At 65.8% G+C, this 26,499-nt stretch carries 21 protein-coding genes and 2 pseudogenes; 13 read left to right on the top strand and 10 right to left on the bottom strand.

All coding sequences use genetic code 11. From position 1 onward, the window contains the following. Positions 1-742: 742 nt before the first annotated feature. Positions 743-2,023 (top strand): 5-aminolevulinate synthase, encoded by a 1,281-nt coding sequence (hemA, locus tag VE25_RS06100; protein WP_046107703.1) that lies wholly within the window; start codon positions 743-745, stop codon positions 2,021-2,023. A 113-nt stretch (positions 2,024-2,136) separates the two neighbouring features. Here the strand turns inward: hemA and VE25_RS06095 are convergent, their stop codons facing one another. Then, on the bottom strand, positions 2,137-2,772 hold the full coding sequence (locus VE25_RS06095) for a response regulator transcription factor (protein WP_046107702.1): 636 nt from the start codon (positions 2,770-2,772) through the stop codon (positions 2,137-2,139). Between the two features lie 259 nt (positions 2,773-3,031). On the opposite strand from VE25_RS06095, the gene VE25_RS06090 reads away from it, so the two are divergent. Both VE25_RS06090 and VE25_RS06085 read left to right on the top strand, forming a co-directional pair. Continuing rightward, a complete protein-coding gene (locus VE25_RS06090; protein WP_046107701.1) occupies positions 3,032-3,979 on the top strand; it encodes an IS1595 family transposase in 948 nt (315 codons plus the stop codon). A gap of 327 nt (positions 3,980-4,306) precedes the next feature. Further along, positions 4,307-5,239, top strand: coding sequence for a hypothetical protein (locus VE25_RS06085; protein ID WP_046107700.1), 933 nt, complete (start codon positions 4,307-4,309; stop codon positions 5,237-5,239). Positions 5,240-5,355: 116 nt separating this feature from the next. Here VE25_RS06085 and VE25_RS22230 read toward each other — a convergent pair whose 3' ends face one another. Then, a complete protein-coding gene (locus VE25_RS22230; RefSeq protein WP_083988755.1) occupies positions 5,356-5,979 on the bottom strand; it encodes an NYN domain-containing protein in 624 nt (207 codons plus the stop codon). A 400-nt stretch (positions 5,980-6,379) separates the two neighbouring features. Continuing rightward, positions 6,380-6,817 (bottom strand): annotated as a pseudogene (gene mscL / locus VE25_RS06080) (large conductance mechanosensitive channel protein MscL); the annotation flags it as partial. Positions 6,818-7,004: 187 nt separating this feature from the next. Here mscL and VE25_RS06075 point away from each other — a divergent pair. Then, the gene (locus VE25_RS06075; protein WP_052731761.1) at positions 7,005-8,627 is read left to right on the top strand and encodes an ATP-binding response regulator; all 1,623 of its coding nucleotides are present in this window, start codon (positions 7,005-7,007) and stop codon (positions 8,625-8,627) included. A gap of 120 nt (positions 8,628-8,747) precedes the next feature. On the opposite strand, the gene VE25_RS06070 is transcribed toward VE25_RS06075, so the two are convergent. Continuing rightward, on the bottom strand, positions 8,748-9,446 hold the full coding sequence (locus VE25_RS06070) for a response regulator (protein WP_046107699.1): 699 nt from the start codon (positions 9,444-9,446) through the stop codon (positions 8,748-8,750). A 175-nt stretch (positions 9,447-9,621) separates the two neighbouring features. On the opposite strand from VE25_RS06070, the gene VE25_RS06065 reads away from it, so the two are divergent. From VE25_RS06065 to VE25_RS06055, 3 genes are all read left to right on the top strand, one after another. Next, positions 9,622-12,900 carry a peptidoglycan-binding protein gene (locus VE25_RS06065; RefSeq protein ID WP_046107698.1) on the top strand — a complete coding sequence of 1,093 codons (3,279 nt, stop codon included), beginning with the start codon at positions 9,622-9,624 and terminating at the stop codon, positions 12,898-12,900. A gap of 208 nt (positions 12,901-13,108) precedes the next feature. Beyond that, positions 13,109-14,041, top strand: a complete 933-nt coding sequence (locus tag VE25_RS06060; protein WP_046107697.1) for a sulfite exporter TauE/SafE family protein — start codon at positions 13,109-13,111, stop codon at positions 14,039-14,041. Then, positions 14,038-14,799: a TIGR02186 family protein gene (locus tag VE25_RS06055; protein WP_046107696.1), complete on the top strand. Its 762-nt coding sequence runs from the start codon at positions 14,038-14,040 to the stop codon at positions 14,797-14,799. Before VE25_RS06060 ends, VE25_RS06055 begins: the two co-directional genes overlap by 4 nt. A 55-nt stretch (positions 14,800-14,854) precedes the next feature. On the opposite strand, the gene pdeM is transcribed toward VE25_RS06055, so the two are convergent. Together pdeM and VE25_RS06045 are read right to left on the bottom strand one after the other, a co-directional pair. After that, positions 14,855-15,565, bottom strand: coding sequence for a ligase-associated DNA damage response endonuclease PdeM (gene pdeM / locus VE25_RS06050; RefSeq protein WP_052731760.1), 711 nt, complete (start codon positions 15,563-15,565; stop codon positions 14,855-14,857). Continuing rightward, a complete protein-coding gene (locus VE25_RS06045) occupies positions 15,565-18,054 on the bottom strand; it encodes a ligase-associated DNA damage response DEXH box helicase (RefSeq protein WP_046107695.1) in 2,490 nt (829 codons plus the stop codon). The genes pdeM and VE25_RS06045 overlap by 1 nt, the downstream gene beginning before the upstream one ends. Before the next feature lie 80 nt (positions 18,055-18,134). Between VE25_RS06045 and VE25_RS06040 the strand changes: the two genes are divergently transcribed. Both VE25_RS06040 and VE25_RS06035 read left to right on the top strand, forming a co-directional pair. Beyond that, positions 18,135-18,803, top strand: coding sequence for a nucleoside/nucleotide kinase family protein (locus tag VE25_RS06040; RefSeq protein ID WP_052731759.1), 669 nt, complete (start codon positions 18,135-18,137; stop codon positions 18,801-18,803). A 15-nt stretch (positions 18,804-18,818) separates the two neighbouring features. Then, positions 18,819-20,177 carry an MATE family efflux transporter gene (locus VE25_RS06035; protein WP_046107694.1) on the top strand — a complete coding sequence of 453 codons (1,359 nt, stop codon included), beginning with the start codon at positions 18,819-18,821 and terminating at the stop codon, positions 20,175-20,177. Here the strand turns inward: VE25_RS06035 and VE25_RS06030 are convergent. Both VE25_RS06030 and VE25_RS06025 read right to left on the bottom strand, forming a co-directional pair. Next, the gene (locus VE25_RS06030; RefSeq protein ID WP_244466872.1) at positions 20,174-21,283 is read right to left on the bottom strand and encodes a quinone-dependent dihydroorotate dehydrogenase; all 1,110 of its coding nucleotides are present in this window, start codon (positions 21,281-21,283) and stop codon (positions 20,174-20,176) included. The two genes, VE25_RS06035 and VE25_RS06030, sit on opposite strands and share 4 nt — an antisense overlap. After that, on the bottom strand, positions 21,280-21,633 hold the full coding sequence (locus VE25_RS06025; RefSeq protein WP_046107693.1) for a DUF952 domain-containing protein: 354 nt from the start codon (positions 21,631-21,633) through the stop codon (positions 21,280-21,282). Before VE25_RS06025 ends, VE25_RS06030 begins: the two co-directional genes overlap by 4 nt. 147 nt (positions 21,634-21,780) lie before the next feature. Between VE25_RS06025 and VE25_RS06020 the strand changes: the two genes are divergently transcribed. Further along, entirely contained in the window at positions 21,781-22,422 is a 642-nt protein-coding gene (locus tag VE25_RS06020; protein WP_046107692.1) for a S24 family peptidase, read from the top strand. Positions 22,423-22,432: 10 nt separating this feature from the next. Continuing rightward, entirely contained in the window at positions 22,433-22,882 is a 450-nt protein-coding gene (aac(6'), locus tag VE25_RS06015) for an aminoglycoside 6'-N-acetyltransferase (RefSeq protein ID WP_439328896.1), read from the top strand. A 4-nt stretch (positions 22,883-22,886) separates the two neighbouring features. On the opposite strand, the pseudogene VE25_RS06010 reads toward aac(6'), so the two are convergent. Further along, positions 22,887-24,449: pseudogene (locus tag VE25_RS06010) on the bottom strand (lysine--tRNA ligase); the annotation flags it as partial. Positions 24,450-24,672: 223 nt separating this feature from the next. On the opposite strand from VE25_RS06010, the gene VE25_RS06005 reads away from it, so the two are divergent. Both VE25_RS06005 and VE25_RS22655 read left to right on the top strand, forming a co-directional pair. Continuing rightward, positions 24,673-25,101, top strand: a complete 429-nt coding sequence (locus VE25_RS06005; protein WP_046107689.1) for a tellurite resistance TerB family protein — start codon at positions 24,673-24,675, stop codon at positions 25,099-25,101. Between the two features lie 137 nt (positions 25,102-25,238). Next, a complete protein-coding gene (locus tag VE25_RS22655) occupies positions 25,239-25,742 on the top strand; it encodes a hypothetical protein (protein WP_152664522.1) in 504 nt (167 codons plus the stop codon). Here VE25_RS22655 and VE25_RS06000 read toward each other — a convergent pair. Next, a complete protein-coding gene (locus VE25_RS06000; protein WP_052731758.1) occupies positions 25,681-26,496 on the bottom strand; it encodes a transporter substrate-binding domain-containing protein in 816 nt (271 codons plus the stop codon). The two genes, VE25_RS22655 and VE25_RS06000, sit on opposite strands and share 62 nt — an antisense overlap. Positions 26,497-26,499: the final 3 nt, after the last annotated feature.

The following is a 26,499-nucleotide window of genomic DNA, read 5'->3' as shown; positions in this document are numbered from 1 at the left end:
CCCCCACCCCTCCCCTCAAGGGGGAGGGGAGGCAGTGCCCAACCCATTGATCCGGCAGAGAAAGCGGGAACTTATCCCCGCACCCGCGCAGCAGCCCCATACTCACTCCCACCTCCCGCACGACGCGGTGTCGACGAAACGCCGGCGGGAGGGTCCGGGTCAGCGGGGGTCGCCCTGCAGGGTCCCGAGCCGGAGCGAGCCGGGCGGCTTACCTCCGCATCTGTTTTGCCGGGAGGCGGCTACGTAGCCATCCGCCCCCGCGCCCGTCACCCCCAGCTACGGGGGGCTGGCTCGTGAGTGGGCCTGGCGGGTCAAGGCAGGTCGGAAGGCCCCTGGCGGTAATCCAACCGGCAAAGACCCACCATCCGGATGCGCGGGGCGGGCGAAAGCCTCCCGTTCTTTATATCGATAGGTTCGAGGCTCGAGACCGCCCCGCGCCGTTACACCTGCCGCAAGGCGGGAGACTTGAGGAGGAACCGTGAGGCCACCATGGCCGGGCGGGGTTCTGTCGTGCGCTCCAACCGGTGGTTCGCGCACTATGCCGCAGCCTTTGGCGCGGTCCCGCGCATTGGCAGCGCGCGTGTTCTACTTTAGGATTGCTCTAAACTTCGACGCCTCACCCGAAAGACGGCCCCGTTCGCCGCGCGGCGAATTGGCCCATGTCGCGGGGGCGGCGGGTCGAATAGGGTGCGGCAGCCTTGAAGGAAAACGCGGCCGGGCCCCGCGCCGAAAGGGATGTTTCATGGACTATCGCGGCATATTCGAGGACGCGGTCGATTCGCTCCGCCAGGAGAAGCGCTATCGCGTCTTTGCCGATCTCGAGCGCATCGCCGGGCGCTTTCCCCGCGCCGTCTACCGCGATGCTTCCGACAATGCCCGCGAGATCACCATCTGGTGCTCCAACGACTATCTGGGCATGGGCCAGAACGAGACGGTCATCGCCGCCATGCAGGAGACTGCCGGCAAGCTCGGCGTCGGCGCCGGCGGCACCCGCAACATTTCTGGCACCAACCGGCCTCTGGTCGAGCTCGAGCGTTCGCTCGCCGACCTCCACCGCAAGGAAGCCGCCCTCGTCTTCACCTCCGGGTTCGTCTCGAACGAAGCGGCGATCTCGACCATCGCCCGGCTCCTGCCCGACTGCGTGATCTTCTCCGATCAGCTCAACCATGCCTCGATGATCCAGGGCGTGCGCCAGTCGGGCATGCAGAAGCATATCTTCCGCCACAACGACGTGGCGCATCTGCGCGAGCTGCTGGCCGCCACCGACCGCAAGCGCCCCAAGCTCATCGTCTTCGAATCCGTCTATTCGATGGATGGCGACATCGCCCCGGTCGCGCAGATCTGCGACCTGGCCGAGGAATTCGGGGCCCTCACCTACATCGACGAGGTCCACGCCGTCGGCATGTACGGGCCGCGCGGCGGCGGCATTGCCGAGCGCGACGGGCTGATGGAGCGCATCGACATCATCGAGGGGACCCTCGCCAAGGGGTTCGGCGCCATGGGCGGCTACATCGCCGCCAACAAGGCGATCATCGATGCCGTGCGTTCCTATGCGCCCGAGTTCATCTTCACGACCGCCCTGCCGCCGGCCCTCTGCGCGGCCGCCCGCACCTCCATCGAGCACCTCAAGGTCTCGGGCGTCGAGCGCGAGATGCAGCAGCGCCAGGCGCGCCTCACCAAGGCGATCCTCGCCGACGCGGGCCTGCCGGTGATGGAGACGCCCACCCACATCGTGCCGCTGATCGTGGGTGATGCGCGCCTCTGCAAGGCCGCCAGCGACATGCTGATGGACAAGCACAACATCTATATCCAGCCGATCAACTACCCGACGGTCCCCAGGGGCACCGAGCGGCTGCGCATCACGCCGACCCCGCTCCACACCGACGAGATGATCTTCGAACTGCGCCACGCCCTCGTCAGCGTCTGGGCCAGCCTCGAGATCCCCCGCGTCCAGGCCGACCCCGCCATCACCGCAAGCAAGCTCACCTCCGGCGACCTGACCCTGCCGACGGTAGGGGGGTAACGGGAAAGCCGGCGGCACCGCCGGCTCGCAACTTATCCCCGCTCGTTGCCGCCGGGATAGACTGGCTGCCGATTTCGGGCCGGGCAGGGAGCGGCGTCATGCGCACAGGGTCCTCAGCTCGTCAGCACGATCCGCATCAGGTCCGCCGTGTTCTTGGCCCCGAGTTTCTCCATGACGCGGGCGCGGTGCACTTCGATGGTGCGCGGCGAGATGCCGAGCTCGCGCCCGGCCTCCTTGTTGGATTGCCCGTTGGTGATGAGCTGCAGGACTTCGCGCTCGCGCGGGGTGAGCTGGGCGAAGCCGCGCACCTCGATCGGGCGGCGCCCGCCCTGCATGGCGCCCAGGTGCACGTCCTGCCGCAGGGCCTCGCGCACGCTCGAAAGCAGGTACTCGCTGTCGATGGGCTTGGCGATGACGTCCGAGGCGCCCGCCTTCATGGCCGTCACCGCCTCCCTGATCCGCCCGCTGTCGGTCAGGATGAAGACCGGTGTGCCCGTGCGCATCGTCTTGACCCGGCGCAAGACCGTCAGGCCCGTGTCGGGCCCGAGGCGCAGGTTTGCCACGACGACGTCCGGCCGCCGATGCTCGAGGCTGGCGTAGAACTGGACGGTGTCGAGCGCGAAGGCGGTCTGGAATCCTTCCAGCCGGAAAAGCACGCTCAGCGCTTCGCAGGTGCCGGGATCCGGATCGATGATGTAGACCAGCCGGTCTCGGTTGAAGATCGAATGATAGTAGAGTTCGTCGCTCATAGGCCGTCTTCCCCAATAGCTGCCTGGCGATCACTGCATGGAGCCGAGGAGGAGGGCTGTGCCGTCACCGCGCCGCCCGTGGGCGACGCCAGCCTGGCTCCATCGCGTGAATCACCAGTAGTTTGCGCTAAGTGTTCACGCTCAACGACTTCAGTGGAACACGTAGGATGAACTACCTAGAACTTAGGTATATTTAGGCGATTATGCACTTGACACACCCAACCCTTGGCTTCTATAAAGGAGTCAAGGAGTTAGGGTCATGTCCATTTTGAGCGCCGCCTACTTTCACGATGAAGCCGCTGCTTTCGAGCATGTAGAGGCCATTCTGTGGGAAAATGGTCCTGTTTGTCCGCATTGCGGTGGCATGGATCGCGTGTACGCGCTCAAGGACGTGAAGGGTAAGACCGGCAAGGTTCGCCACGGCTTGAAGAAGTGCGGCCACTGCCGCAAGCAGTTCACGGTTCGCATTGGCACCATATTCGAGGAAAGCCACCTGCCCATGCACAAGTGGTTGCAGGTGATCTATCTGATGTGCTCCAGCAAGAAGGGTGTTAGCGCCCATCAGTTGCACCGCACCTTGGAAGTCACCTACAAGACCGCATGGTTCCTTGCCCATCGTATTCGCGAGGCCATGCGTACTGGCGAGCTTGCCCCGATGGGCGGCAGCGGCATGGTCGTTGAGGCTGATGAGACCTATTTCGGTGACAAGGAAGTTGTGACCAAGCGCACGAAGCGCGGCAAGTCCGGCCTGTCCAGCAAGCGCGCGATTGTCGGTCTGGTGGAGCGCGGCGGTTCCGTCCGCACCTTCCATATCGACCGCGCGACCAAGGCCAATGTCGGTCAGATCGTCGCGGAGAACGTCAATCGCGAAACGACTCTCAACACCGACGAGAGCCGGTTCTATGGCGATGTGGGCGCGCTATTCGCTGCCCACCACACCGTCATGCACACGGCCAACGAGTACGTTCGCGGCGAAGCCTACACCAACACGATTGAGGGTGTTTTCAGCATCTTCAAACGCGGCATGAAGGGCGTCTATCAGCACTGCTCTGAAAAGCACCTGCACCGGTATCTGGCGGAGTTCGATTTCCGGTACAATAACCGTATTGCTCTTGGGGTAGATGACAAGGCTCGCGCCGCTCGCGCTCTAGATGGTGTGAAAGGCAAGCGCCTCACTTATAAAAGGTCTAACCAAGCCACGATCTAAGGGATTCACAAACGAAGACGGCGGTGATAGAACACCGCCGTCCCAAGTCGTGCTGATTTGGCCCACGATTGAGGCTCTACGACCCTGCCAGGTTGTGGAGCCTTTTCAATTATCCCGCGCCGCATCCGTGAGCGTGACTGCGGCTAGGGACACCCTCCTTTTCATCGCCAATCTCCTTTCCCCGAACAATCGGTAGGAACATTAATGGCCGCGAATCGCTCGCCGGTCAAGCGGCAGTTGCTCGGATTGCTTCAATTGCTTCAACTCCGATTGCTTTTTTGAATTGCTTCGTGTACCTCTGGGGCGCTGAACCCTCAGGAGGCCACAATGGCACGCGCCCAAAGCCCCGGTTATCCGAACATGTCGCTCCCTAAGGCGATCCAGGCAGTAAAAAAAATCCACGAGGCGGATCGCCGAAATCCTATCGATCGGGCGGTTGCGGCCAAGCACATTGGCTATAGCGGCCAAAGTGGAGCCTCTGATAAGGCTTTGGCATCGCTGGCCCACTACGGACTGACGGAAAAGACTGGCAAGGGTGAGATCCGCGTCAGCCCGTTAGCAGTGGATATCTTGCACCCGGACAAGCCGGAGGCACGAAAGGCTGCGCTGCTAGCGGCGGCTTTTAAGCCCAACATTTTTGCCGATCTGCGCGACCGGTTCGGGGGCGGTCATGTTTCAGAGGACGCGCTAAAGTCCTACCTTATCCGAGAGAACTTTCTTGATCGCGCCATTAACCCTGTCACGCAGGCATATTTGGAAACTTGCCGATATCTGGAGCAAGAGAAAGCATTCGAAAGTGATGGCTTGGGTGGCCCTGATGAGCCAGAATCACCAAATGAAAGCGATGGCGCGGCCACCGTTTTCGGTGGGGCCAAGGTCGGCGACCTCGTTCAATGGGAGGTCAACGGCGCGCTCCAGATGGAAAAGCCGATGCGCGTCCGGATGGTTTCGGAAGATGGCCAGTGGATAGCGGTCGAAGGTAGTGAGACTGGAATACCCATGAGCCAAGTCATAGTAGAAGAGCGGGGGCCATCGCTGCCGCCTGCGCCGCCTCGATTCAAGGTAGATCAGCCACCTGAGGCTGACTCTCGTATGCAGGCGCTCGCTGGTGAAACTGAATGGATGCGTAATCTTGTGGGCCGAGATACCAAGGTTCGGTTGCTCGTGAGTGGTGGCGAGATGGGCGCTAAGGAAATAGGTAAGCTGATCAAACTCCTCGAAGCGCAGCGGGCGGTTTTGGCTGACGATGACGAAGAATAGGGCTGAGGGGCCCCAAATCGACAAGTTCAAAGAACTCGCCCGCGAGCTAGAGACGGACGAGAGCGAGGAGCGCTTTGACGAGCGATTGCGCAAGATCGCCAAGTCGCCAAAGCACACTAAGCCGGTGGAGCATAAGCCGGAGGACGAGTAGCAACTACCGCTCCGTCTCCGTCAGAAATTATCTCCGGCAACAGGCACTTTGCAATGCGACCCCGTGTGATGGTCGCACCAGAGTTGCCAGCCTTTAGAAGTTCTCGCGCATGCCCATGGCGCTCCGGTGGCGTGGCGATAAACACCTGCTTACCAGGGTACCGTCCGCGCACCTTACGCACCGCTGGAACGTGGTCGCTGTCTGCACTCACGATAATTGCGCGGTCGAAAACATCGTCTATGGCGTCCTCGAGCAACGTGAGTGAGAAGTGTACGTCCGTCTCTTTCTCTTCGTGCTGCTTCCATGTGGACTTACAGCTAAGGCACGTGGCGATCTTCTCTGAAAACCTAGCTACGTGGCACTCCACTCCGGAGTGGCGAAGGGCAGCGACATATTCGCGATGACGAGCGTATTGGGAAGGTTTCCATGTCGCGTAAGCCGTGAAGTAGGCGACTTTGATAAGTTCTTCGCCGGGCCTGCAAAGCGACTCCGCAAGAGACCAGAGGTTCACCCACTTGAGGTGAGGTCTCTGCAGGTCATTGATGGCATGATAGAGGTTGAAGCCGTCGATATAGCACGCAACGCGCATTAACGGCCCCTAGAAATGGTAAAGGCCGACTCTGAGAGCCGGCCTATCCAACAGGACGTACCTGTTGGGGGGAATGTGTCTGCAAGATAGGCATGCACCGCTGATTTGTCAACGTGCGTTGCCCAGTCGTGATCTCTGTACGCCAGCCCCATAACGCATATGTAGCATCACCCGTTCCCCAACTCAACGGGTGTGTCAAAGGTATAATCGCCTATATTTACCCACAAATCGACTGTCAATGCCTGCATTCCTAGACGGAACGGGCCGTGAGCGCTAGGGAAAACGCCTGCGTTCCAGTCTATTTATTCGCCGCAGGCTTGCGCGCGGTCGACCGGCGAGCCGCAGTTTTGGCCGGCGCGGCGCTCACTGATTCGCTAGAGCCCAGCGCCGGCGCCGCCTTGGCGGGAACTTGCGCCTTGATGGCGTCGCGGATCTCGGTCAGCAGCACCTCTTCCGTGCTGGGCGCGGCGGGTTCCGGGTCCTTGGCCGCCTCGCGCTTCATGGTGTTGATTCCCTTGACCACGAGGAACAGCACGAAGGCGATGATCAGGAACTTGACCAGCGCGTTGAGGAAAAGGCCGATGTTGAGCGTCGCCACCCCTGCCGCGTTGGCGGCCGCGACCGAGGGAACCGGCACGTCGTTGGGATTGGAGAGCACGACGAAGAGGTTGGAGAAATCGATGCCGCCGACGAGAAGGCCGATGATCGGCATGAAGATGTCGTCGACGATCGAGGAGACGATGGCCCCGAACGCGGCGCCGATGATGACGCCGATGGCCAGATCGATCATGTTGCCCTTGACGGCGAAGTCGCGAAATTCCTTGAGAAAGCCCTGCATTGTCCCACCTCGTTATGCATCCCCGGCCCCCGGGGATTGGCGTTTGCGCTATGCCGCAAGGGTCACCCAGTTTGGCGCGCAATGCAATCGCCATTGCCCCCCGTGACCTTCGTCGGGGTTGCGCGGGCGTGCCGGCGGGCGGATAGTTCCCCCGCAAAGGCAACCATCTTCATCGCCGGACCTCGCCATGCCGCATAAGTCGGCCGGCGCCGAGCACAGCGTGCGTCAGGCGCTGGATTTCATTCCCCAGGGCATCGCCGTGTTCGACCACGGCCTCAAGCTCATCGCCTGCAACCGGCGCTACGGCGATCTCCTGGCGCTGCCGGGCGAGCTGATGCGCCCCGGCACGCCCCTCTTCGACATCGCGCTCCACCTGGCCGACCGCGGCGACCTCGGCCCCGGCGATCCGGCGCGCCTTGCCATCGAGCGCATCAACACCATCACCGCCGCGCCCTCCACCGTCACCCAGCGTATCGACAGCCGCGGGCAGGCGCTCGAGTTCCACTCGAGCCGCCTGCCGGACGGAGGCCTGGCCGTCAGCTTCGCCGACGTGACGGCGAGGGTCAGCGCCGAGCGCGAGCTCGCCAGGGTCAACCTGAGCCTCGAGGGACGCGTCGAGGAGCGCACCGCCGCGCTCACCCGCGTCAATGCAGAGCTCGAATCGGCGAGAGCCAAGGCCGACGCCGCCAACCACGACAAGACCCGGTTCCTGGCCGCCGCGAGCCACGATCTGCTCCAGCCGCTCAACGCCGCCCGGCTCTATACCTCGACGCTGATGGAGCGGGCCAAGGATACAGGGCTCGGCGAGCTCGCGACCTCCATCGAAGCCTCGCTCACCGCCGTCGAGGACATCATGTCGGCCCTCCTCGATATCTCTCGCATCGATAGCGGCGCCGTGCGTCCGGCGCCCGCCCCCTTCGGCGTGCGCGACGCCCTGAAGAAGATCGAGGTCGAGTTCGCGCCCATGGCCCGCGAGCGGGGTGTGCGGTTGCGAATCGTGCCGGCGGCCGCCACGGTCGTCACCGACCGCATGCTGCTCTCGCGCATCGTACAGAACCTCGTGTCCAACGCCATCAAGTACACGCGCCCCGGCGGCAGGGTGCTGGTGGGCGTGCGCCGGCGCGGCGCCCGGCTGCGGCTCGACGTCATCGACACCGGCATCGGCTTCAACAAGGACCAGCACAAGCTGGTCTTCGCCGAGTTCTCCCGGCTCGACCATGGCGCGCGCATGGCCCAGGGGCTGGGCCTCGGGCTCTCCATCGTCCAACGCCTGGTCGCGACCCTCGGCCTTTCGCTCGAGCTCGACAGCGTCGAGGGCAGGGGCTCGCGCTTCTCGCTCTTCCTGCCGCTTGCCCGCAACGTCCAGGTCGCCGAGGCCGAGGAGGCGCCGGCGGGAGAGGCGAGCTTCGGCACCCTCGACCTCAAGGTGCTCTGCGTCGACAACGAGCGGGCGATCCTCGAGGCGATGGACGGGCTTCTCGCCCATTGGGGGTGCGACGTGCGCACGGCTCTCTCCCTCAAGCAGATCGACCGCGAGCGGCTGCTCGAGGGCTGGTATCCCGACCTGGTGCTGATGGACTATCACCTCGAGCAGACGTCGGGCCTCGATGCCATCGAGTGGCTGCGCCACAATGTCGGCGGGCACCTGCCGGCCGCCCTCGTCACCGCCGACCGCAGCCCTGCAGTCAGGGCGCTCGCCGAGGAGCGCGGCGTCGCCGTCGTGACGAAGCCCGTCAAGCCCGCGACGCTGCGCGCCGTGATCAGCGGCCTTGCAAGCCAGAGCGGACGGCAGACGCGGCGCTCGGCCTGAGACTGGAGCAGTTCTGGATTGGCAAACTGACGGCTTGCCCTTCCCTTCTCCCTCCGGGGAGGGGCCGACTTTCCGCGTTCATCGGAAAATCAGGATGAGGGGCTGCGATATCTGTGGTCCCTAAGCCTTCTCGTTGCCGACAGAGAACAGCGCCTCGAACTGACCGTCCTCGATGCGCGCGGCGGCGATCACCGCCTGGGTGCGGCTGTCGACGTCGAGCTTCTGCAGGATGGCCGAGACATGCGCCTTGACCGTCGCCTCCGAGATCGAAAGCTCATAGGCGATCTGCTTGTTCATCAGGCCGTCCGAAAGCATCATCAGCACCCGCACCTGCTGCGGGGTGAGGGTCGCGAGCCTGCGCATCAGCGCGGACTGCTCGTCCTCGCTCCCCATGCTGAGCCCCGCCGGCACGAAGACCTCGCCCGAGAGCACCGTTTCGATGGCCCGCCGGATTTCCGTCGGCCCCACGGATTTATGCAGGTATCCCGCCGCGCCGAGCTCGAACGCCCGCCGCACGATCGTGGCGTCTTCGACGGCCGAGATGATCATCACCGGGATGTCCGGATATTGCGCGCGCAGCAGCAGCAGCCCGGAAAAGCCGCGCACGCCCGGCATGTTGAGGTCGAGCAGCACCAGGTCGCAGTCGCGGTCCGCCTCGAGTGCGGCGCTGAGGCCATTGAGGTCCCCCGCCTCCTCGACGCTCACTGCTGCATCGCCCCCTGCCAGCGTCTGGTGCAGGGCCGAACGGAACAGCGGATGGTCATCGACGATGATGATGCGGCGGCGCGTCATGCCGAGGCTCCAGAAGTGTCTTGCCATGCCTACGCGCTCGCGGCGCGATGGTAAAGCGGGCTTGCGCTAGACTTTCGGCCGATCGGATGCCCGCGCCGGCCGCTATTTAACGGCTTGTTTACCATGTTTTCCCAAGAGTGAGGGGCAGCCCTCCGCGCCGAATCAGCGGGGGTTTCCGCAATTCCACCGATTGGGATCCCCCATGGCCCGCGCCTATTCCCTCTCCGAAACGCCAGAGACCGATCCCGACGCCCAGTCCGGCGAGTGGCAGGCGCTGCGCGGCGAGCTGGTGGCGCTGTTGGATCAGGTGGAAGGCCGCTATGCGACGCGCCAGGCCCCCGCCGATTCCCAGGTCGAGGGATTGTCGCGGCGCGTGCGGGCGCTGCGTAACCAGGTGATCGAGACGCCCGGCCTCGAGCGCCGGCGCGAGGCGCTGCGCTCGGTCAAGCGCGCCGTCGATCGCTTCAGCGAGCGCGACGACAACGGCACCACCGAGCCTGACGAGCTGCGCGCCGCCATCGCCGAGATCCGCAGCCGCCAGACATCGGCCCAGGTGCCGATCATCGGCCGGCGCTCGCCCGACAATGGCCAGCTCACGGAACTGACGGCGCTCGTCGGCGGCCTTTCGGGACGCCTCGAACGGCTGGAGACGGAACTGCACGGCCTGCACCAGGATGCCGGCGGCGTGCGCGAGATCGCCGGGCAGGTCGAGCAGTTGAGCCAGGTGGTGGAACTGCTTGCCGGCGCCGTGGGCGAGACCGGTCAGGTCAAGCGCCTCGAGACGCAGCTCGCCGGGCTCGCCAAGCTGGTCGCCGATACGCCCCGGGTCGATGTCGACGCCATCAACATCCGCCTCGACGAGGTCTCGGCGACGGTCGGCAAGCTCGCCGAGCTGCAGGTGCAGCAGATGGAGCGCGAGATCGTTCGCGATGAGCACCCTGCCGCTCCCGATCCGGCGCTGCGCGCCATCGAGGAAGGCATCCGCAACGTCTACGACCGGATCGACGCCATCGAGAAGAACGTGGGTGCTTCGCCCTTCGATCTCGATCGCATGACCGAGGAGATGGCCGCCTTCACCGCCGCCATGCAGCGGCAGGATGCGGTGCCTCAGTCGCTCATCGCCAAGATCGATGCCATGACTGCGCAGATCGGCGGCCACGAAGGGCAGGGGAGTGACGTTGCCGAGCTGCGGCGGGATATCGCTGCGTTGCGCGATGCCGTCATCGGTGGCCTCGAGCCGCGCTTTGCCCGCATCGAAACGCAGATCGAGGCATTGAGCGGCGCCACCCCCATGGCCCCGGACGGACCGTCCGTCGGCCAGATCGAGAACCAGCTGCGCAAGCTCATGGAACGCCTCGACGAGACCGGCGCCAAGATCGACGATCTCGCCGGCCTGCCGGCAGGCGCGGCGCCCGCCTCGCTCGACGCGTTCGAGAAGCGCATGTCGGCGCTGATCAATACGGCCGGCCGCGACACCGCCGAACGGTTGACGCGCCTCGAAGCGGCGCTCTCGCGGCGTGGCGAGACGCCGGCTTCCGCCGAGACTGCGCAGCCGGCCAAGCCGCAGGCGAAGCGCGATCTGATGCCGGCCAATCCGGCCGACGAGGCGCCGCTCGTCGATCCCGGCTTTGCCGAGGGACCCGTGCGCGCCGCCCTTGAGACCAAGAACGGACCGAAGCTGCCGGCAGGCAAGTCAGCCGCCGGGTCGGCGACACCCGCCGGAAAGCCGGCGTCGACCGCCGCCCAGTCGGACCGGCCCGCTTTCGATCCCAACAGCATCGAACGTCCGCCGCGCCCGGTCTCGAGCCTGACCGAGCCGGCAGCCGATCCTTTCGGCGAGACGCCGCGGAAAGCGTCGATCCCCGAGCCGGCCCCGGCCGCCGCGCCCTTGAGCGCGCAGAGCACCTTCATTGCGGCCGCCCGGCGCGCGCAGCGCGCCAAGCAGGAGACGGCGAGCCAGCCCGCCGGCGCCAACTCGTTGATCGGGCGCGCATTCTCTCGCGTTGCAACGCCCGCGGACGACGGCCGCCCGGCCGCCGAACCCGTTGTCGAGGAGCCCAAGCGCGAGAAGCGCCGCTGGGGACTTGGCTCCCGCAAGGGCGCCGCCGCCTCGCAGGCCGAGCCGGTGCCTGCCCTCGATCTCCCGGAAGAACCGGTGGAGGAAGAGACGAAGGGCGGATTCTGGCGCCGCAACCGCCACGCCCTGCTGCTGGCCGTCGCGCTGGTCGCCGTCTCGGCCCTCGCGCTCAACCTCGCCATGCAGCGCCTGGGCGCCGGTCGGACCGCGCCCGCGCCGCAGATCGAGGAGACGGCGCCGGCCGAAACCGGCGAAGCGACCGGCCTTTCCACCATGCTCGATGCCCAGCCTGTGGAATCGGCGGCGACGCTGACCGCGCCGCAGGTCGGCGATGTCATCGATACCTCCGCCACCGCGTCGATCAATTCCGCTGCCGCCAAATTCGCGACGCCGCTTGAGACGGCGTCCATGCCCCCGACCCTGGATGTTGGAGAAACGATCTCGTACGCGGCGGCCGAGGCCGATGCGGAGGCGATCGCGCCCGAGCCCGAGCCGGAAAGCAGGATCCTGACCGGTTCGATCCCCGCGACCCCGGATGGGCCGGTCACCTTCGCTCCTCCGGCCGAGGATGTGGGGCCCGAAGCCATGCGTGAGGCTGCCGCCAACGGCGATGCGCGCGCCCAGTTCGAAGTCGCCGCCATCCTCACTGAAGGACGCGTCGTCGAGCAGGACTATGAGGAAGCCGCCGTCTGGTACGAGCGCTCGGCCGCCCAGGGTTTCGCGCCGGCACAGTACCGGCTCGGCAATCTCTACGAGAGCGGCAACGGTGTCGAGAAGGACCTCGAGGTCGCCCGCCTCTGGTATCAGCGCGCCGCCGAAGCCGGCAACCGCATGGCCATGCACAACCTTGCCGCCATCCACGCCGGCGGGGAAATGGGCGACCAGGATTTCGAGACCGCGGCCGAATGGTTCGAGCAGGCCGGCGAGCGCGGCATGACCGACAGCCAGTTCAACCTCGGCATGCTTTACGCCCGCGGACTCGGCGTCGAACAGGACTTCGAGCGTTCCTACAAGTGGTTCTCGCTCGCGGCGCATAGCGGCGATACCGACGCCGCCAAGGCGCGTGACGACATCGCCCGTTCGCTCAGCGCCGAGGCGGTTGCCCGCCTCAACGAGGAAGCCGCCGCCTGGAAAAGCACGCCCATCGACCTTGCCGCCAACTTCGCCCCGATCGGCACCTGGGACGAGGAATTCAATCCGGGCGAGGTCATTTCCAACCGGGAAGTGGTGACCAAGGTGCAGCAGGCGCTCGCCAGGCTCGGCTATGATGTCGGCACCGCCGATGGCCTTGCAGGCCCCAAGACCCGAGAGGCCGTTCAGGCCTTCGAACGCGGCACGGGCATGAGCGAGAGCGGCGCCATCAATCCGCGCCTGCTCGCCGTGCTCGGCAGCCAGCCCGTCTGAGGCGAAAACGTCACGCCGCCGGGACGGTTTTTCCGTCATGACAAGTTGGTTTGACAGCGCGTCAACGGAACCGTAAGCCCTTTGGTCATAGAAGAAACAGAATGCCTCCAACCGGCGAAAAGCGGGTTGGGGGCGATAATGCTTTTTCCTCACGAACCTCGGCGCAGTGTCGCGGTCCTCCGGTTCGTGCCGTCTTCGGATCAGGGCCTTGCAGATCTATCTGCCGATCGCCGAGTTGTCCGTGAACCTCTTCTTCCTCATCGGAATCGGAGGGGCGGTCGGATTCCTTTCGGGGCTCTTCGGTGTCGGCGGCGGCTTCCTGCTGACGCCGCTGCTCATCTTCTCGGGCGTGCCGGCCTCGGTCGCGGTCGCCTCGGTCACCGGCCAGGTGGTGGCGGCATCGACGTCGGGGGCGCTGAGCCACTACCGGCGTGGCGGCATCGACATGCACCTGGCCATGTACCTGGTGCTCTCGGGCATCCTCGGCGCCTTCGGCGGCGTTGCGGCGTTCTCGATCCTGCGCGCACTTGGCCAGCTCGATCTCTTCATCGCCCTCGGCTTCCTGGTGCTCCTCGGCTCGGTCGGCACGCTGATGATGATCGAGTCGGTCAATTCCATCGTCAAGCAGCGGCGCGGCGTCGTCGTGCGCGAGCGCCAGGCGCACCAGCACAACTGGATCCACGGCCTGCCCTGGCGGGTGCGGTTCAAGAAGTCCCGGCTCTACATCAGCGTGCTGCCCGTTCTCGGCATCGGCACGATCATCGGCTTCCTCGGCTCGCTGCTCGGCGTTGGCGGCGGCTTCATCATGGTGCCGGCGCTCGTCTATCTGCTGCGCGTACCGGGCAACATGGTCATCGGCACCTCGCTCCTGCAGGTCGTCGCCATGATGGGCGCGACGACGATCCTCCATGCGGTCCAGAGCCAGAGCGTCGATATCCTGCTCGCCTTCTGCCTGATGATCGGAGGCGTCGCCGGCGCCCAGTTCGGAGCCTCAGCCAACAAATACCTGCGTGGCGAGCAGCTGCGCGCGCTCCTCGCCATTCTCGTCCTCGCCGTCGCCATCCGTTTCGGTCTCTCGCTTGTGCTTACCCCGACGGATGTCTTCAGCATGGCCGTCATCGGCCCGGGAGGCGCGCGATGAGACGGCTCGCCCTCGCCACCCTCGCCATGCTCCTCTGCGTTTCGCCGGTGCTGGCCGAGCGGCTGGTCTCTCAGCTGTCGACCGACCTCATCGAGATCACCTCGAGCTACGATGGGGAGCGCATAACCTTCTTCGGCAGCATCGAGCCGGCGGCGGGCGCCGAGCAGCGTTTCGTCGAGGGGCCGTTCCATGTGGTCATCGTCGTCACGGGCCCGGCCCAGGCGCGGGTCGCGCGCCAGAAGACGCGCAACTTCGGCATCTGGATCAACACCGACCAGGTCGTCTTCGATCGCTTCCCGAGCTATTTTCAGGTGCTCTCGAGCGGACGGCTCCTCGATATCACCAGCCCGACGACGCTCGCCGTCGAGAATATCCTGCCGGAGGCCCAGCCGACCGTGCAGGACGAGGCGGGCTGGTGGAAGTCCTCCGTCTTCGGGCGTGAGCTCGTGCGCCTCATGACCCAGAAGGGCTTCTTCGGCCTCTCCGAGTCCGGCGTCCAGTTCCTCTCCAACACCACCTATGCCGCGCGCCTGACGCTGCCGAGCGATGCGCCGCCGGGCTCCTATCTCGCCTCGACCTACATCTTCAGGGACGGCGAGATCGTCGCGCGGCGCGCCGAAGGCTTTGCCGTGAGGAAGACCGGCTTCGAGCGGTTCCTGGCCGTCAGCGCCACCCAGCAGCCCTTCGTCTACGGCATCGCCTGCGTCGCGATCGCGCTCTTCACCGGGTGGCTGGGCGGCGTGATCTTCAGGCGGTGAGTGCTGCCGCGTGCCGGTCGGCCTAGAGCTCAGCGTTTCAAGGAAACGGTGAACTCTAGCCGCCGACGAGCCGCTTGGGACTGACCGGATAGAGCCGGCCTCGCCCCATCATCGTCACCTTGATCTCCGACCAGGCGAAGAGCCCTATGAAGGCGGGCGAGAGGATGTTGAGCGTTCCCGTCGAAACGCCATAGGCCGGCATGATCATCAGCCGGCTGTCGTGGACGAAGCAGCCGCGCCGCACGGAGCGCCCGTTCATCAGCACCCGCGCCGCCGGATGCAGGTGCCCGGCGATCAAGCCGTCCACCGATCGCTGCGGCTCATGCGTCAGCGTCAGCCCGCGATGGGCGAACGCGGGAAGGCACCGCCCGCCCAGCTGATGCGGCGTCGGATCGTGGTTGCCCGACAGCCACAGCCATTCGCAGCGCTCCATCAACCCGTCGAGCCGCGCACGGTCCATGTCCTGGAGCGAGGCGGTACCCTCGTCGCGATGGAAGCTGTCGCCGAGCGCGATGACGGTCGCCGCCCCGGTGTCGAGCAGATCCTGCTCCAGCCGCCGCAGGGTCAGGCCTGTATCGTAAGGCGGCAGCATCTGCCCGCGCCGCGCGAAGGAGCTCATCTTCTCGAGGTGCAGGTCGGCAACGAGCAGCATGTTCTCGGCGCGCCAGTAGAGCGCACCGGACGCCAGCGGCTCGAACATGTGGCCGGCAAAGCGGATGAACACGGTGGTGTCCGCCTCGTTGGTATTGACCGCCTCTTGGAACACTACCCGCCCAAAGCTTCCCGCATCAACTCGTCGGCCGCCTCCGCCATGGCGGTCTCGCGTGCCTCCCCGAAGATCGGCTCCTTGCCGATCTCCAGCATCACCGGTACCGCGAGCGGGGAGATTCGGTCCAGCGGCTTGTGGACGATGTGCCGGCGGATGCGCTTGAGGCACTCGCCCAGCCGCTCGATGTCGAGGAGGCCCCGCGCCGCGTCCCGGCGGGTCGCCTGGATCAGGACGTGGTCCGGCTCATGGGCGTAGAGCACGTCATAGATGAGGTCGGCAGACATGGTGATCTGCCGTCCGGTCTTCTCCTTGCCCGGATGCCGCCGTTCGATGAGCCCGGCGATGATCGCGCAGTTGCGGAACGTGCGCTTCATCAGCGCCGATTCGTCGAGCCAGGCCTCGAGGTCGTCGCCGAGCATGTCTTCGGCAAAGAGCTCGTCGAGCGAGAGCCGTCCGGTGCGGATGAGCGCTGAAAGATCGCCGAGCCCCCAGATGGCGAGCGCGTATTCGGAGGCGACGAACCCCAGCGGGCGCGCCCGGGCGCGCTCCAGCCGCCGTGTGAGCAGCATGCCGAGCGTCTGGTGCGCCAGCCGTCCCTCGAACGGATAGCAGACGAGATAGTTGTGCCCCTCGAACGGGAAGGTCTCGACGAGAAGGCTGTCATGCCCCGGCAGCACCGAGGCTTCCTGCTGAAGACGCAGCCACCCCGAGACCTGGTCGGGCAGCGCCCGCCAGTCCTCGGGCGTTGCGAGAATCCTGCGTACGCGGTCGGCGAGGTAGGTCGAGAGCGGGAACTTGCCGCCCATATAGGATGGGATCTTGGGATTGGTCGCCTGCGAGCGCGACACGAACGCCTCGTTCTCGTGCATGCCCTCGAACGCCACCACCTCGCCGCCGAACATGAAGGTGTCACCGGGGACGATCGTAGTGAAGAAATATTCCTCCATTTCGCCCAGCACCCGTCCGCCGCGGCTGATCGGCCCGCTGGTCGCGCCCTTGCGGAAGCCGCGGCCGCGCACCAGCCGCACCCGCACCATCGGCTCCTCGATGATGGTGCCGACATTGAGCCGGTATTGCTGGGTGACATAGGGGTTGGCGATCCGCCAGAGGCCTTCGGGCGTGCGCCGCAGCCGCGCGTAGCGCTCATAGGCGCGCAGCGCATAGCCGCCGGTCGCGACGAAATCGAGGATGCGGTCGAACTGGCTGCGCGCCAGCTCGCGATAGGGCCAGGCGCTGGTCACTTCGGCAAAGAGGTCGTCGGCGTCGAACGCTCCGGCGCAGGCGCGCCCGAGGATGTGCTGGGCAAGGACATCATAGCCGCCCGTCGTCGGGTTCTCGCTGTCCTGGTGGTTCTCGGCCACCGCCTCCACCGCCGCCTCGCATTCGAGCACCTCGAAGCGGTTGGAAGGCACCAGCACCGCCTTCGACGGCTCGTCGAGCCGGTGGTTGGCGCGCCCGATGCGCTGCAGCATGCGCGATGACCCCTTAGGCGCTCCGACCTGCACCACGAGGTCGACATCGCCCCAGTCGATGCCGAGGTCGAGCGTCGAGGTGCACACCACGGCCTTCAGGTCCCCGCGCACCATGGCGCTTTCGACCTTGCGCCGCTGCTCGACCGAGAGCGAGCCATGGTGCAGCGCGATCGGCAGCATCTCCTCGTTGATCGCCCAGAGGTTCTGGAACAGCATCTCAGCCTGCGAGCGGGTGTTGACGAAGAGGAGCGTCGTGTTGTGCCGCTTGATCGTCTCGTAGAGCGCCGGCACCGCCCAGGCGGCCGAGTGTCCGGCCCAGGGCAGGCGGTCCTCGGTATCGAGAATGGACAGCTCCGGCGGCGCTCCGCCCGTGGCATTGAGCAGGTGCGCCGGCGCCAGCGGCACGGGCAGCGCGATCCAGTCGCGCAGGAGGTCCGGCCGCGCCACCGTCGCCGAGAGCGCGGTGATCCGCATCTGCGGAGCGAGCGCCGCGATGCGGGCGATGGCAAGCGAAAGCAGCTCCCCGCGCTTGGAGGTGACGAGCGCGTGCAGCTCGTCGAGGACGATGCGCTTCAGCGAGCCGAAAAGCTGCGCCGCATCCGGATGGCTGAGGAGCAGCGCGATCTGCTCGGGCGTGGTGAGGAGAATATTGGGCGGATCGTATCGCTGCCGCTGCCGGCGCGCCGCAGGCGTGTCGCCGGTGCGCGTCTCGACCCGGATATTGATTCCCATCTCGTCGATGGGGGTCGTCAGGTTGCGCGCCACATCCACCGCCAGGGCCTTCAGCGGCGAGATGTAGAGCGTGTGCAGCCCGTCCTGTGGGGTCTCGATCAAATCGGTCAGCGTCGGCAGGAACCCGGCGAGCGTCTTGCCGGCGCCCGTCGGCGCGATCAGCAGCGCCGAGGCGCCCGCCTGCCAGCTTTCGAGCACGTCGAGCTGGTGCCGGCGCGGCGCCCACCCCTTGCCGGCGAACCAGCCGGCGATGATCGGATGAAGCTTGAGCGCTTGCGACATGGAATCCGGCGGGTGGACGTGCAAATTCTTCTTGAGCCTATATGATCGTCGCAAAAGGCAGAAGGAGGAGAGGCGCGGCCATGCCCACGCGACTTGAGCTCGATCCGCAATCGGCGCTCTCGGTGCTCGTCACCCATGTGCTCGAGATGGAGCGGCACACGCGCGAGCGCATCGCCATCGGTGTTGCCGGCGGGCCGGGTTCGGGCAAGTCGACCCTCGCCGGCGAAGCCGTCGTCGCGCTCAATGCCGTTCAGCCGGGCACTGCCGCGCTCGTTCCGATGGACGGGTTCCACATGCGCCACGCCAAGCTCGAGCAAATGGGGCAGGTGGACTACAAGGGCGCCCCGCACACCTTCGAAGGGGCCGCCTTCGTCAATTTCCTCCATCACATCAAGGTCGCCAATGCCCCGGTCAAGGGACCGATCTACAGCCGCAAGATCGAGGACGTGGTCGACGATGGCTTCGAGGTCGCTCCGGACGTGCGCGTGCTCGTCGTCGAGGGCAACTACCTGCTGCTCACCGATCCGCCCTGGGCCGGCGTCAAGCCGCTCCTCGACTTCTCGGTCTTCCTCGATGTCCCGCGCGAGACGGTGCGCGCCCGTCTGATGAAGCGTCATGCAGAGGAAGGCCTCTTTACCGAGGAACGCAATCGGGCGCATATCGAGCGCAACGACCTGCCCAACTATGATCTCGTGGCCGAGACGCAGAACCGCGCCGACCTCGTCATCGCCATCATCTCCGACCACTGACCGGAATCCATCGAAATGACCACCGCCGAGGGCGGCAAGCGCGCCCAGTATCCGTTCGACGTACGTCATGCCGACGTCTGGAAGATCGCGCTGCCGGCCTGCGTCGCGTTCATCACCGAACCGCTCGCCGGCCTCGTCGACATCACCGTCATCGGCCGGCTGGGCGATGCGGGGCTCCTCGGCGGCCTCGTCCTCGGGGCGCTGGTCTTCGACTTCATCTTCTCCATGGCCTACTTCCTGCGCATCGGCACGGCCGGGCTCGTCGCCCAGTCGGTCGGCGCCCGAGACCCGCGCGACGGCTTGCTGCATGCCGTGCGCGCCATCGGACTTGCCGTCGGCATCGGCCTCCTGATGATCGTGCTTGCCGGCCCGATGCTCTGGCTCGCCAATTGGCTCCTGGCGCCCGAGCCGGGCGTGGCTGGTGCGCTCGCCACCTATTTCCAGGTCCGCATCTGGTCGGCGCCGTTCTCGCTCATCAACTATGCGCTTCTCGGCTGGTTCTACGGCCGCGCCGCGGCGACCACAGGCATGATGCTGCAGATGATCATCCACGGGGTGAACATCGTTGGCAGCATCCTCTTCGTCTATGTATTCGGCTGGGGCGTCGCCGGCGCGGCTGTCGGTACCGTCCTCGGACACGTCGCCGCCGCGCTCCTCGGCCTCGTGCTGATGGCGCGCCACTTCGGCGGCGTGCGCGCGATCGTTGCCGCTGTCGTTCCGGCCGAGCTCTTCGATGCGGCGGCCCTGAAGCGGATGTTCGGCCTGAGCCGCGACCTGATGATCCGCTCGCTCGCCCTGATGGGCGCCTATGCCTATTTCGCCGCCCAGGGCTCGCGCATGGGCGAGGTGGTGCTGTCGGCCAACGCCATTCTCCTCAACCTCCTGATGATCGTCGGCTTCTTCATGGATGGCATCGCCCAGGCCGCCGAGCAGCTGACCGGCAAGGCGGTCGGCGCCAACTGGCGGCCCGCCTTCGACAAGGCGTATGGGCTCAGCTTCCAGTGGGGCCTGATCATCGCCGTGTGCCTCGGTCTCGCCTGGTATTTCGGCGGCGGCTACGTCATCGGCTTCATGACGACCAACGAAGAGGTGCGCGCCTACGCCATGGACTATCTGTGGCTTGCCGCGCTATGCGCGCTGACCTTCATGCCCGCTTTCGTCTACGACGGCATCCTGGTCGGTACGACACTCAACGTCACCATGCGCAACGGCATGGTCATGTCGCTTTTCGTGTTCCTCGCCGTCGCATTGCTGCTCCAGCCGGTGCTCGGCAATCTCGGTCTCTGGCTGGCGCTCCACGCCTGGTTCCTGGCGCGCGGCGGCATCTACTGGTGGGCGCTGGAACGGCGGCGCGCGAGCCTGTTCGCGGGTTAACCGGAAACGTGTCCCACCGCCCAGTCGGCGGTGCGCGTGCCGACGAGCTCGCCGATATTGGTCTTGCCCTCGGCCCGCACCGCCGCCACGAGCCCGCGCTTGATCCGCTCCAGCAGGTCGAGTCCGCCGAAGACGAGGGCGGAATAGAGCTGCACGGCATTGGCGCCGGCCTCGAACTTGGCCACCGCCGACTGCGGTGAATGGATGCCGCCGACACCGATGATCGGCAGCTCGCCGACCCGCTGGCGCATCTGCGCGAGCTTGCGGGTCGAGAGCGCGAACAGCGGCTTGCCCGAGAGCCCTCCGGTCTCGCTGGCATTCTCCATGCCTGCGACCGTCTCGCGCCCGATGGTGGTGTTGGAAACGATGAGCCCGTCGAGATCGGTCGCCAGTACCACATCGGCGATGGCATCGAGCGCCGCTTCGTCGAGGTCCGGCGCGATCTTGAGGAAAACGGGGACGCGAACCTTGGCCTTGGCGCGGGCGGCGAGCACCTCGCCGAGCAATCGGCGCAGCGCTTCGTCGGCCTGCAGGTTCCTGAGGCCCGGCGTATTGGGCGAGGAGATATTGACGGTGAGGTAGTCGGCGACGTCGGCAAAGCGCTTCACCCCCGCCACATAGTCGGCGACGAAATCTTCGCTGTCCTTGTTGGCCCCGATGTTGGCGCCGAGCGCCGCGGGCACCCGCGTCGCCTTGAGGCGCGCGAAAACCGCCTCGTGACCTTCATTGTTGAAGCCCATGCGGTTGATGACCCCGTCGGCCTCTCCCACCCGGAAGAGCCGGGGTTTGGGATTGCCCGTCTGCTGGCGCGGCGTCACGGTGCCGACCTCCACCATGCCGAAGCCCATGCGGGCGAGCGGGCGCGGCACCTCGGCATTCTTGTCGAACCCGGCCGCCATGCCGACGGGGTTTGCGAGCTCCAGTCCGCAGAGCTGCGTCTTCAGCTCCGGCGGATCGGGATCGACCTGCTCGGGCGCAAGGCCCAGCCGCAACGCGGTTATCGTCGTGCCGTGGGCGATTTCCGGATCCATGCGCAGCAGGGCATCGCGGCTGAGGTTCTGCATCGCCGGCAGGCGAAGGAGGGGAGAAAGAGCCGACAGGATCATATGACCGCCTCGGGCAAGTCGCAGCTCCCGTCGGCCGCGACCGCGATTTGCGCCTCCCAGGCGACGGCCGAGAGCGGCAGGGGAGCGTAGAGGTGCGGAAAGAGTGCGCCGCCACGCGATGGCTCCCATTTGAGCGCCGCGCCGAGGTCATCCGTCCGCACGGCGAGCAGCACGAGGTCGCCCTTGCCCGCGAAGTGCAGCCGCAGCGTCTCGGCAAGCTGTTCGGCGGTGGAAAAATGGATGAAGCCGTCCCTCGCGTCGATCGGCATGCCGGCGAAAACGGCAGCCTCCCGCGCGGGTTCGTAGGTGGCTTCTGTCGCGATCTTGTAGATGAATTCGGGTTCGGCCATGGCGCCGGGACCCTAATCCTACGGGCTCTCCGCGGCAAGCGGCGGCAAACCCTTTACCGAGTCTTTACAGAGCAAACGCCCGGCTGTAGTAATAGGACAAGTTTCCGAATCTAAGATATCATTCCTCTCCAGCGAGGATCCGGCATCATGCTGTCACACCGCGCCATCTGGGATGGCATCGACGCGATCGCCCGGCGCCACAGCCTCAGCGCCTCAGGTCTGGCGCGGCTGGCCGGTCTCGACGCCACGGCGTTCAACCCCTCCAAGCGCATCAGCAAGGACGGGCGCGAGCGCTGGCCGTCAACGGAAAGCATCGCCAAGATCCTGGAGGCGACAGGAGAGAACTTCGAGCAGTTCCTCAATGGCGCCGGGGCCTTTCTGCAGATGGATGCGCCGCCTCGCGTCGCGACCGTTCCGCTCATTGGCCTTGCCCAGGCCGGCGCCGGCGGCTTCTTCGATGCGGCCGGCTTTCCTGCCGGGCAGGGTTGGGACGAGATCGCCCTGCCGTCACCCGGCGATGCAGGCATCTATGCGCTGGAGGTCCAGGGCGATTCCATGGAGCCGCTCTACCGCGAGGGCGACCGGATCGTGGTCTCGCCGACTGAGCAGGTGCGGCGCGGCGACCGCGTGGTGGTGCGCACCCATGAGGGCGAGGTGATGGCCAAGATCCTCGCCCGCCAGACCGCGCGTCAGATCGAGCTGCATTCGCTCAACTCCGCGTACGAGCCGCGCATCCTCGATATCAAGGATGTCGAATGGATCGCCCGCATCATCTGGGCGAGCCAGTAATATGTCCGGTATTCACGTCTCGCCTGCCTGCGCCGCCGACGACGCCGATTGGCTCGCCATGCGCAACGCACTCTGGCCGAGGAGTCGGGATGATGAGCATCGCGCCGATATCGAGGCCTACGATGAGACTGCGCGCTCGCCCATCTGCCTCATCGCCCGCGACGAGGCCGGTGTGGCGCTCGGTTTCGCCGAAGCGGCCCTGCGCCACGACTATGTTAATGGTTGCAAGACCTCGCCGGTCGCCTTCCTCGAAGGCATCTATGTGCGGCCGCAAGCGCGGGGCAGGGGCGTTGCCAGGAAGCTCGTCGTGGAGGTCGAGGCGTGGGCGCTCGGGCTCGGCTGCACCGAGTTCGCCTCCGACGCGGCTCTCGACAATGTCGAGAGCCATGCCATGCATAAGGCCCTCGGCTTTACCGAAACCCAGCGCGTCGTTTACTTCCGCAAGCTCCTGAGCAGCTGAGCCGTCAGGCCGCGGCGCTCACCAATTTGCCCGCCAGCGCATCGGCGATGAGCTTGCGCGTCTCTGCTACGCCATAGAGCGCGACGAACGAGCCGAAGCGCGGCCCCTGGTCAGCGCCGAGCAGCACCTGGTAGATCGCGCCGAACCAGTCGCGCAGCGGCTCGAACTGGTGCGCCTTGCCCACCTCATAGACGAGGTTCTGCAACTCCTCGGCATTGGTTGAGCCTTCGAGAGGCGTAAGCTGATCGGCGAGGTCCTGCAGGGCTGCGCGCTCTTTCTCGGTCGGCGCGCGGAAAACCTTTGTCGGCCGCACCCGATCGTTGAAGTAGCGCACCGCGTAGGTCGCGAGCCTGTCGAGCTCCGGCTCCGTCTGCGGTGTCGCGCCTTTCACGTAGCGCGAGATGAAGCCCCAGAGCACCGAGGTATCATGGGCGTTCGATGCCGAGACGATGTTGAGCAGCAGCGAGAAGGTGATCGGCATCGAAACCTTCGGCGGATGGCCGAAGTGCACGTGGAACGCCGGGTTCTCCAGCCGCTGCGCCACGTCCTGGCCCTGATAGGCCTCGGCGAACTGGTAATATTCGTCGACCGCGCGCGGGATGACGTCGAAATAGAGGCGCTTGGCCGCCCGCGGCTTCTGGAACATGTAGAGCCCGAGGCTCTCGGTGCTCGCATAGGCCAGCCACTCATCGATGGTGAGGCCGTTCCCCTTGGACTTCGAGATCTTCTGCCCGTTCTCGTCGAGGAAGAGCTCGTAGACGTAGTGCTCGGGCGCCTGGCCGCCGAGAATCTCGCAGATGCGGTCGTAGATTGGCGCGTTGGTCTGATGGTCCTTGCCGAACATCTCGAAGTCGACCCCGAGCGCGGCCCAGCGCATGCCGAAATCCGGCTTCCACTGCATCTTCACATGTCCGCCGGTGACGGGGACGGTCACGTCCTGCCCGTCCTCGTCGGCGAAGGTCACGGTGCCGTCCTTGGCATTGACATCCTTCATCGGCACATAGAGCACGCGCCCGCTGGTCGGCGAGATCGGCAGGAACGGACTATAGGTCGCCTGCCGCTCGGCTCCGAGGGTCGGCAGCATGACCTTCATGATGTCGTCGTAGCGCTCGGCCGCGCGCAGCAGCACCGCGTCGAACTTGCCGGACTTGTAGTAGTCCGTGGCGCTGGCGAACTCGTAGTCGAACCCGAAGGTGTCGAGGAACCGGCGCAGCATCGCGTTGTTGTGCTCGCCGAAGCTCGCGAACTCATTGGTCCAGGGGTCCGGCACGGCGGTCAGAGGCCGCTGCAGGTAGGGCTCGAGGAACGAGCGGCTCGGCACGTTGTCGGGAATCTTGCGCATCCCGTCCATGTCGTCCGAAAAGCAGATGAGCCGTGTCGGGACTTCGTCGCGGGTCAGCAGCCGGAAGGCGGTACGCACCATGGTCGTGCGCGCGACCTCCCCGAACGTGCCGATATGGGGCAGTCCCGAGGGGCCGTACCCGGTCTCGAACAGCGCTTCCTGTTTGCCGCTCTTCTCCAGCCGCTTGACGAGTTTCCGGGCTTCCTCGAATGGCCAGGCGCGGGCGGTCTGGGCGGCGTCGAAGAACGCGGGGTCGAGGGGCGGGAGCGGCGACAAGGTTGGCACGCCTTTTCGGGTTGGAATTGCGACAAGAGCGGTGTGTTGCATTCTGTGTCAGCCCCGTCAATGCTGGGGTGGGTGCCCGAACCTGGGGCCGGCAGCCCCCTTGCGGGTTGCCGCGGCCCTGCCTAGGTAGATCGCGCCAGATGCAACCAGGAGACCGCTGCATATGCCGAGCCCCGTTCAAGACGCTCTGATCGAACTGATGATCGTCGCCGCCTCCTCGGATACGACCATGACCGAACGTGAGCTGGCGCGCATCGAGTCGCTGGTCGGACGTCTGCCAGTCTTCGAGGATTTCGACATGCACCGCATCGCCGAAGTGGCCAATGCCTGTGCCGACAAGATCAACGGCAATGGCGGCTTCGAGGAGGTGGTGGAGGCGGCGATCGCGGCGGTGCCCCAGAAGCTGCAGGACACCGCTTATTCACTTGCCGTCGAGGTCATCGCCTCCGACCTTCACACCAGCCAGGAAGAATTGCGGTTCCTGGAATTCATGCGCGATCACCTGCGACTCGACCGGCTGACGACGGCCGCGATCGAAACAGCCGCCCGTGCTCGCCATCGTCGCCTGCCTGACACTTTGACGCAGGGCTGACCCCGCTTTCAGCCGCGGGAATGTTGCCTGGCCTCTGGAAATCGGACTATGACGTTTCCATGTAGGCTTTGTGACGACGTTGCTCGGCTGAAATCATGGATTTACCGTTCGATTCCCTGTCGCCCATGGAAACGGGCATGCGCTTGCATCTCGAGCGCCTGCCCTCCGACGCTGTTATAGAACACCGCCGGATCACCGACAGGGACGAGCTCGGCCAGCTCTATTGCGCCTATCGGGCGACCCCGTGGCGGGTCGAACGACCGATGTGGGATCCGCTGGCCCGTCCATTGCGCCTGCAGGATGTCGCGGGACGCATGGAGGAGTTCTCACCCGACAATCGTCGGCACTTCCTCTCTCTCGTCGACCAGTTCAAGGCCGTCTCCGGCCCGGTCAAGCTGCGCCTGCCAGCCTATCGCCTCGTTGGCGGCGAGGCGTTGCTCCTCGACGGCAATCACCGCGCCACGGCGTTGTGGATGTCGGGCAAAGCCATCGACGTGACCCTCGCCACGCTCTGCGCTCCCGTCGACCGGCGCGTGCTCATCGACCTCAAATACTGGGATGGCGGCTGGCGGCGCTTCCTCAATAGAATCCGACGGGGAACCATCGCAGATAGAGTTCGTCGAGCGATCCGCCTTCCTTGAGGCGGACGAGCGCCCAGTCGATGGCGTGGCGCACCGTGTCGTGTCCTGCAGGCACGGCGATTGCGAGACCCTTGCCGAAAAGCTCCGGCCGGAAATAGGCTTCGCCCGCAAAGCTGCAGCAGGCGAGATTGTCGTTGAGCCAGAACGAGGCGCGCATCGCGTCGCCGAAATAGGCATCCGCTTCACCCGCCTTGACCGCTTCGAGCGCGGCAATCTCGTCATCCATGGGCGCGAGCGTCGCGTGCGCGAGATAGCGCTGCAGGAACTCCTCGTGCGCCGAGCCCCGCCGTACGCTGATCCGGGCGCCGGTGAGCGCGGAAGGGTCGAACCCACGTGCCGCATCCGCTTGCGTTACGAAGCGGCCGGGCAGGGCGAGGTAGATCGATGAGAAATCGAAGCGCTCCCCGTTCTCGGGGCTGAGCGCAAGGCCCGCGATCAGGGCATCCCCCTGATTGTCGGCCAGCGCATCGGCCGCCTGCTCCCAGGGCCAGGCCTGCACGGTGCAGGGCACGTCGACTTCCTCACAGATGCGCCGGGCAAGATCGATATTGAACCCGACCAGCGCGCCCGTTTCGTCGCGAAAGTTGAACGGCGGAAAGTCCGCGCTCGTCAGGAACCTGATCGCCGGCACGGGCACCGGATTGGGCAGGATTTCGCGCGCGCTCGGATCGGCATGATTGGGCACCGCCTGTCCGAGGGCGGCGGACGTCCAGCAGGCCCAGATCGCGGCAAGGATCAGTCGGCGCCAGCCCATCGG

The organism is Devosia geojensis, from assembly GCF_000969415.1.
In the GTDB taxonomy this organism is placed as follows: domain Bacteria; phylum Pseudomonadota; class Alphaproteobacteria; order Rhizobiales; family Devosiaceae; genus Devosia; species Devosia geojensis.
This window is presented reverse-complemented; position numbering and strand designations above follow the sequence as displayed.

Bases quoted from the DNA above. Each gene is read 5' to 3' on its own strand.
- hemA (WP_046107703.1), top strand. From the start codon at position 743: ATGGACTATCGCGGCATATTCGAGGACGCGGTCGATTCGCTCCGCCAG.
- VE25_RS06095 (WP_046107702.1), bottom strand. From the start codon at position 2,772: ATGAGCGACGAACTCTACTATCATTCGATCTTCAACCGAGACCGGCTG.
- VE25_RS06090 (WP_046107701.1), top strand. From the start codon at position 3,032: ATGTCCATTTTGAGCGCCGCCTACTTTCACGATGAAGCCGCTGCTTTC.
- VE25_RS06085 (WP_046107700.1), top strand. From the start codon at position 4,307: ATGGCACGCGCCCAAAGCCCCGGTTATCCGAACATGTCGCTCCCTAAG.
- VE25_RS22230 (WP_083988755.1), bottom strand. From the start codon at position 5,979: ATGCGCGTTGCGTGCTATATCGACGGCTTCAACCTCTATCATGCCATC.
- VE25_RS06075 (WP_052731761.1), top strand. From the start codon at position 7,005: ATGCCGCATAAGTCGGCCGGCGCCGAGCACAGCGTGCGTCAGGCGCTG.
- VE25_RS06070 (WP_046107699.1), bottom strand. From the start codon at position 9,446: ATGGCAAGACACTTCTGGAGCCTCGGCATGACGCGCCGCCGCATCATC.
- VE25_RS06065 (WP_046107698.1), top strand. From the start codon at position 9,622: ATGGCCCGCGCCTATTCCCTCTCCGAAACGCCAGAGACCGATCCCGAC.
- VE25_RS06055 (WP_046107696.1), top strand. From the start codon at position 14,038: ATGAGACGGCTCGCCCTCGCCACCCTCGCCATGCTCCTCTGCGTTTCG.
- VE25_RS06045 (WP_046107695.1), bottom strand. From the start codon at position 18,054: ATGTCGCAAGCGCTCAAGCTTCATCCGATCATCGCCGGCTGGTTCGCC.
- VE25_RS06040 (WP_052731759.1), top strand. From the start codon at position 18,135: ATGCCCACGCGACTTGAGCTCGATCCGCAATCGGCGCTCTCGGTGCTC.
- VE25_RS06035 (WP_046107694.1), top strand. From the start codon at position 18,819: ATGACCACCGCCGAGGGCGGCAAGCGCGCCCAGTATCCGTTCGACGTA.
- VE25_RS06030 (WP_244466872.1), bottom strand. From the start codon at position 21,283: ATGATCCTGTCGGCTCTTTCTCCCCTCCTTCGCCTGCCGGCGATGCAG.
- VE25_RS06025 (WP_046107693.1), bottom strand. From the start codon at position 21,633: ATGGCCGAACCCGAATTCATCTACAAGATCGCGACAGAAGCCACCTAC.
- VE25_RS06020 (WP_046107692.1), top strand. From the start codon at position 21,781: ATGCTGTCACACCGCGCCATCTGGGATGGCATCGACGCGATCGCCCGG.
- VE25_RS06005 (WP_046107689.1), top strand. From the start codon at position 24,673: ATGCCGAGCCCCGTTCAAGACGCTCTGATCGAACTGATGATCGTCGCC.
- VE25_RS22655 (WP_152664522.1), top strand. From the start codon at position 25,239: ATGCGCTTGCATCTCGAGCGCCTGCCCTCCGACGCTGTTATAGAACAC.
- VE25_RS06000 (WP_052731758.1), bottom strand. From the start codon at position 26,496: ATGGGCTGGCGCCGACTGATCCTTGCCGCGATCTGGGCCTGCTGGACG.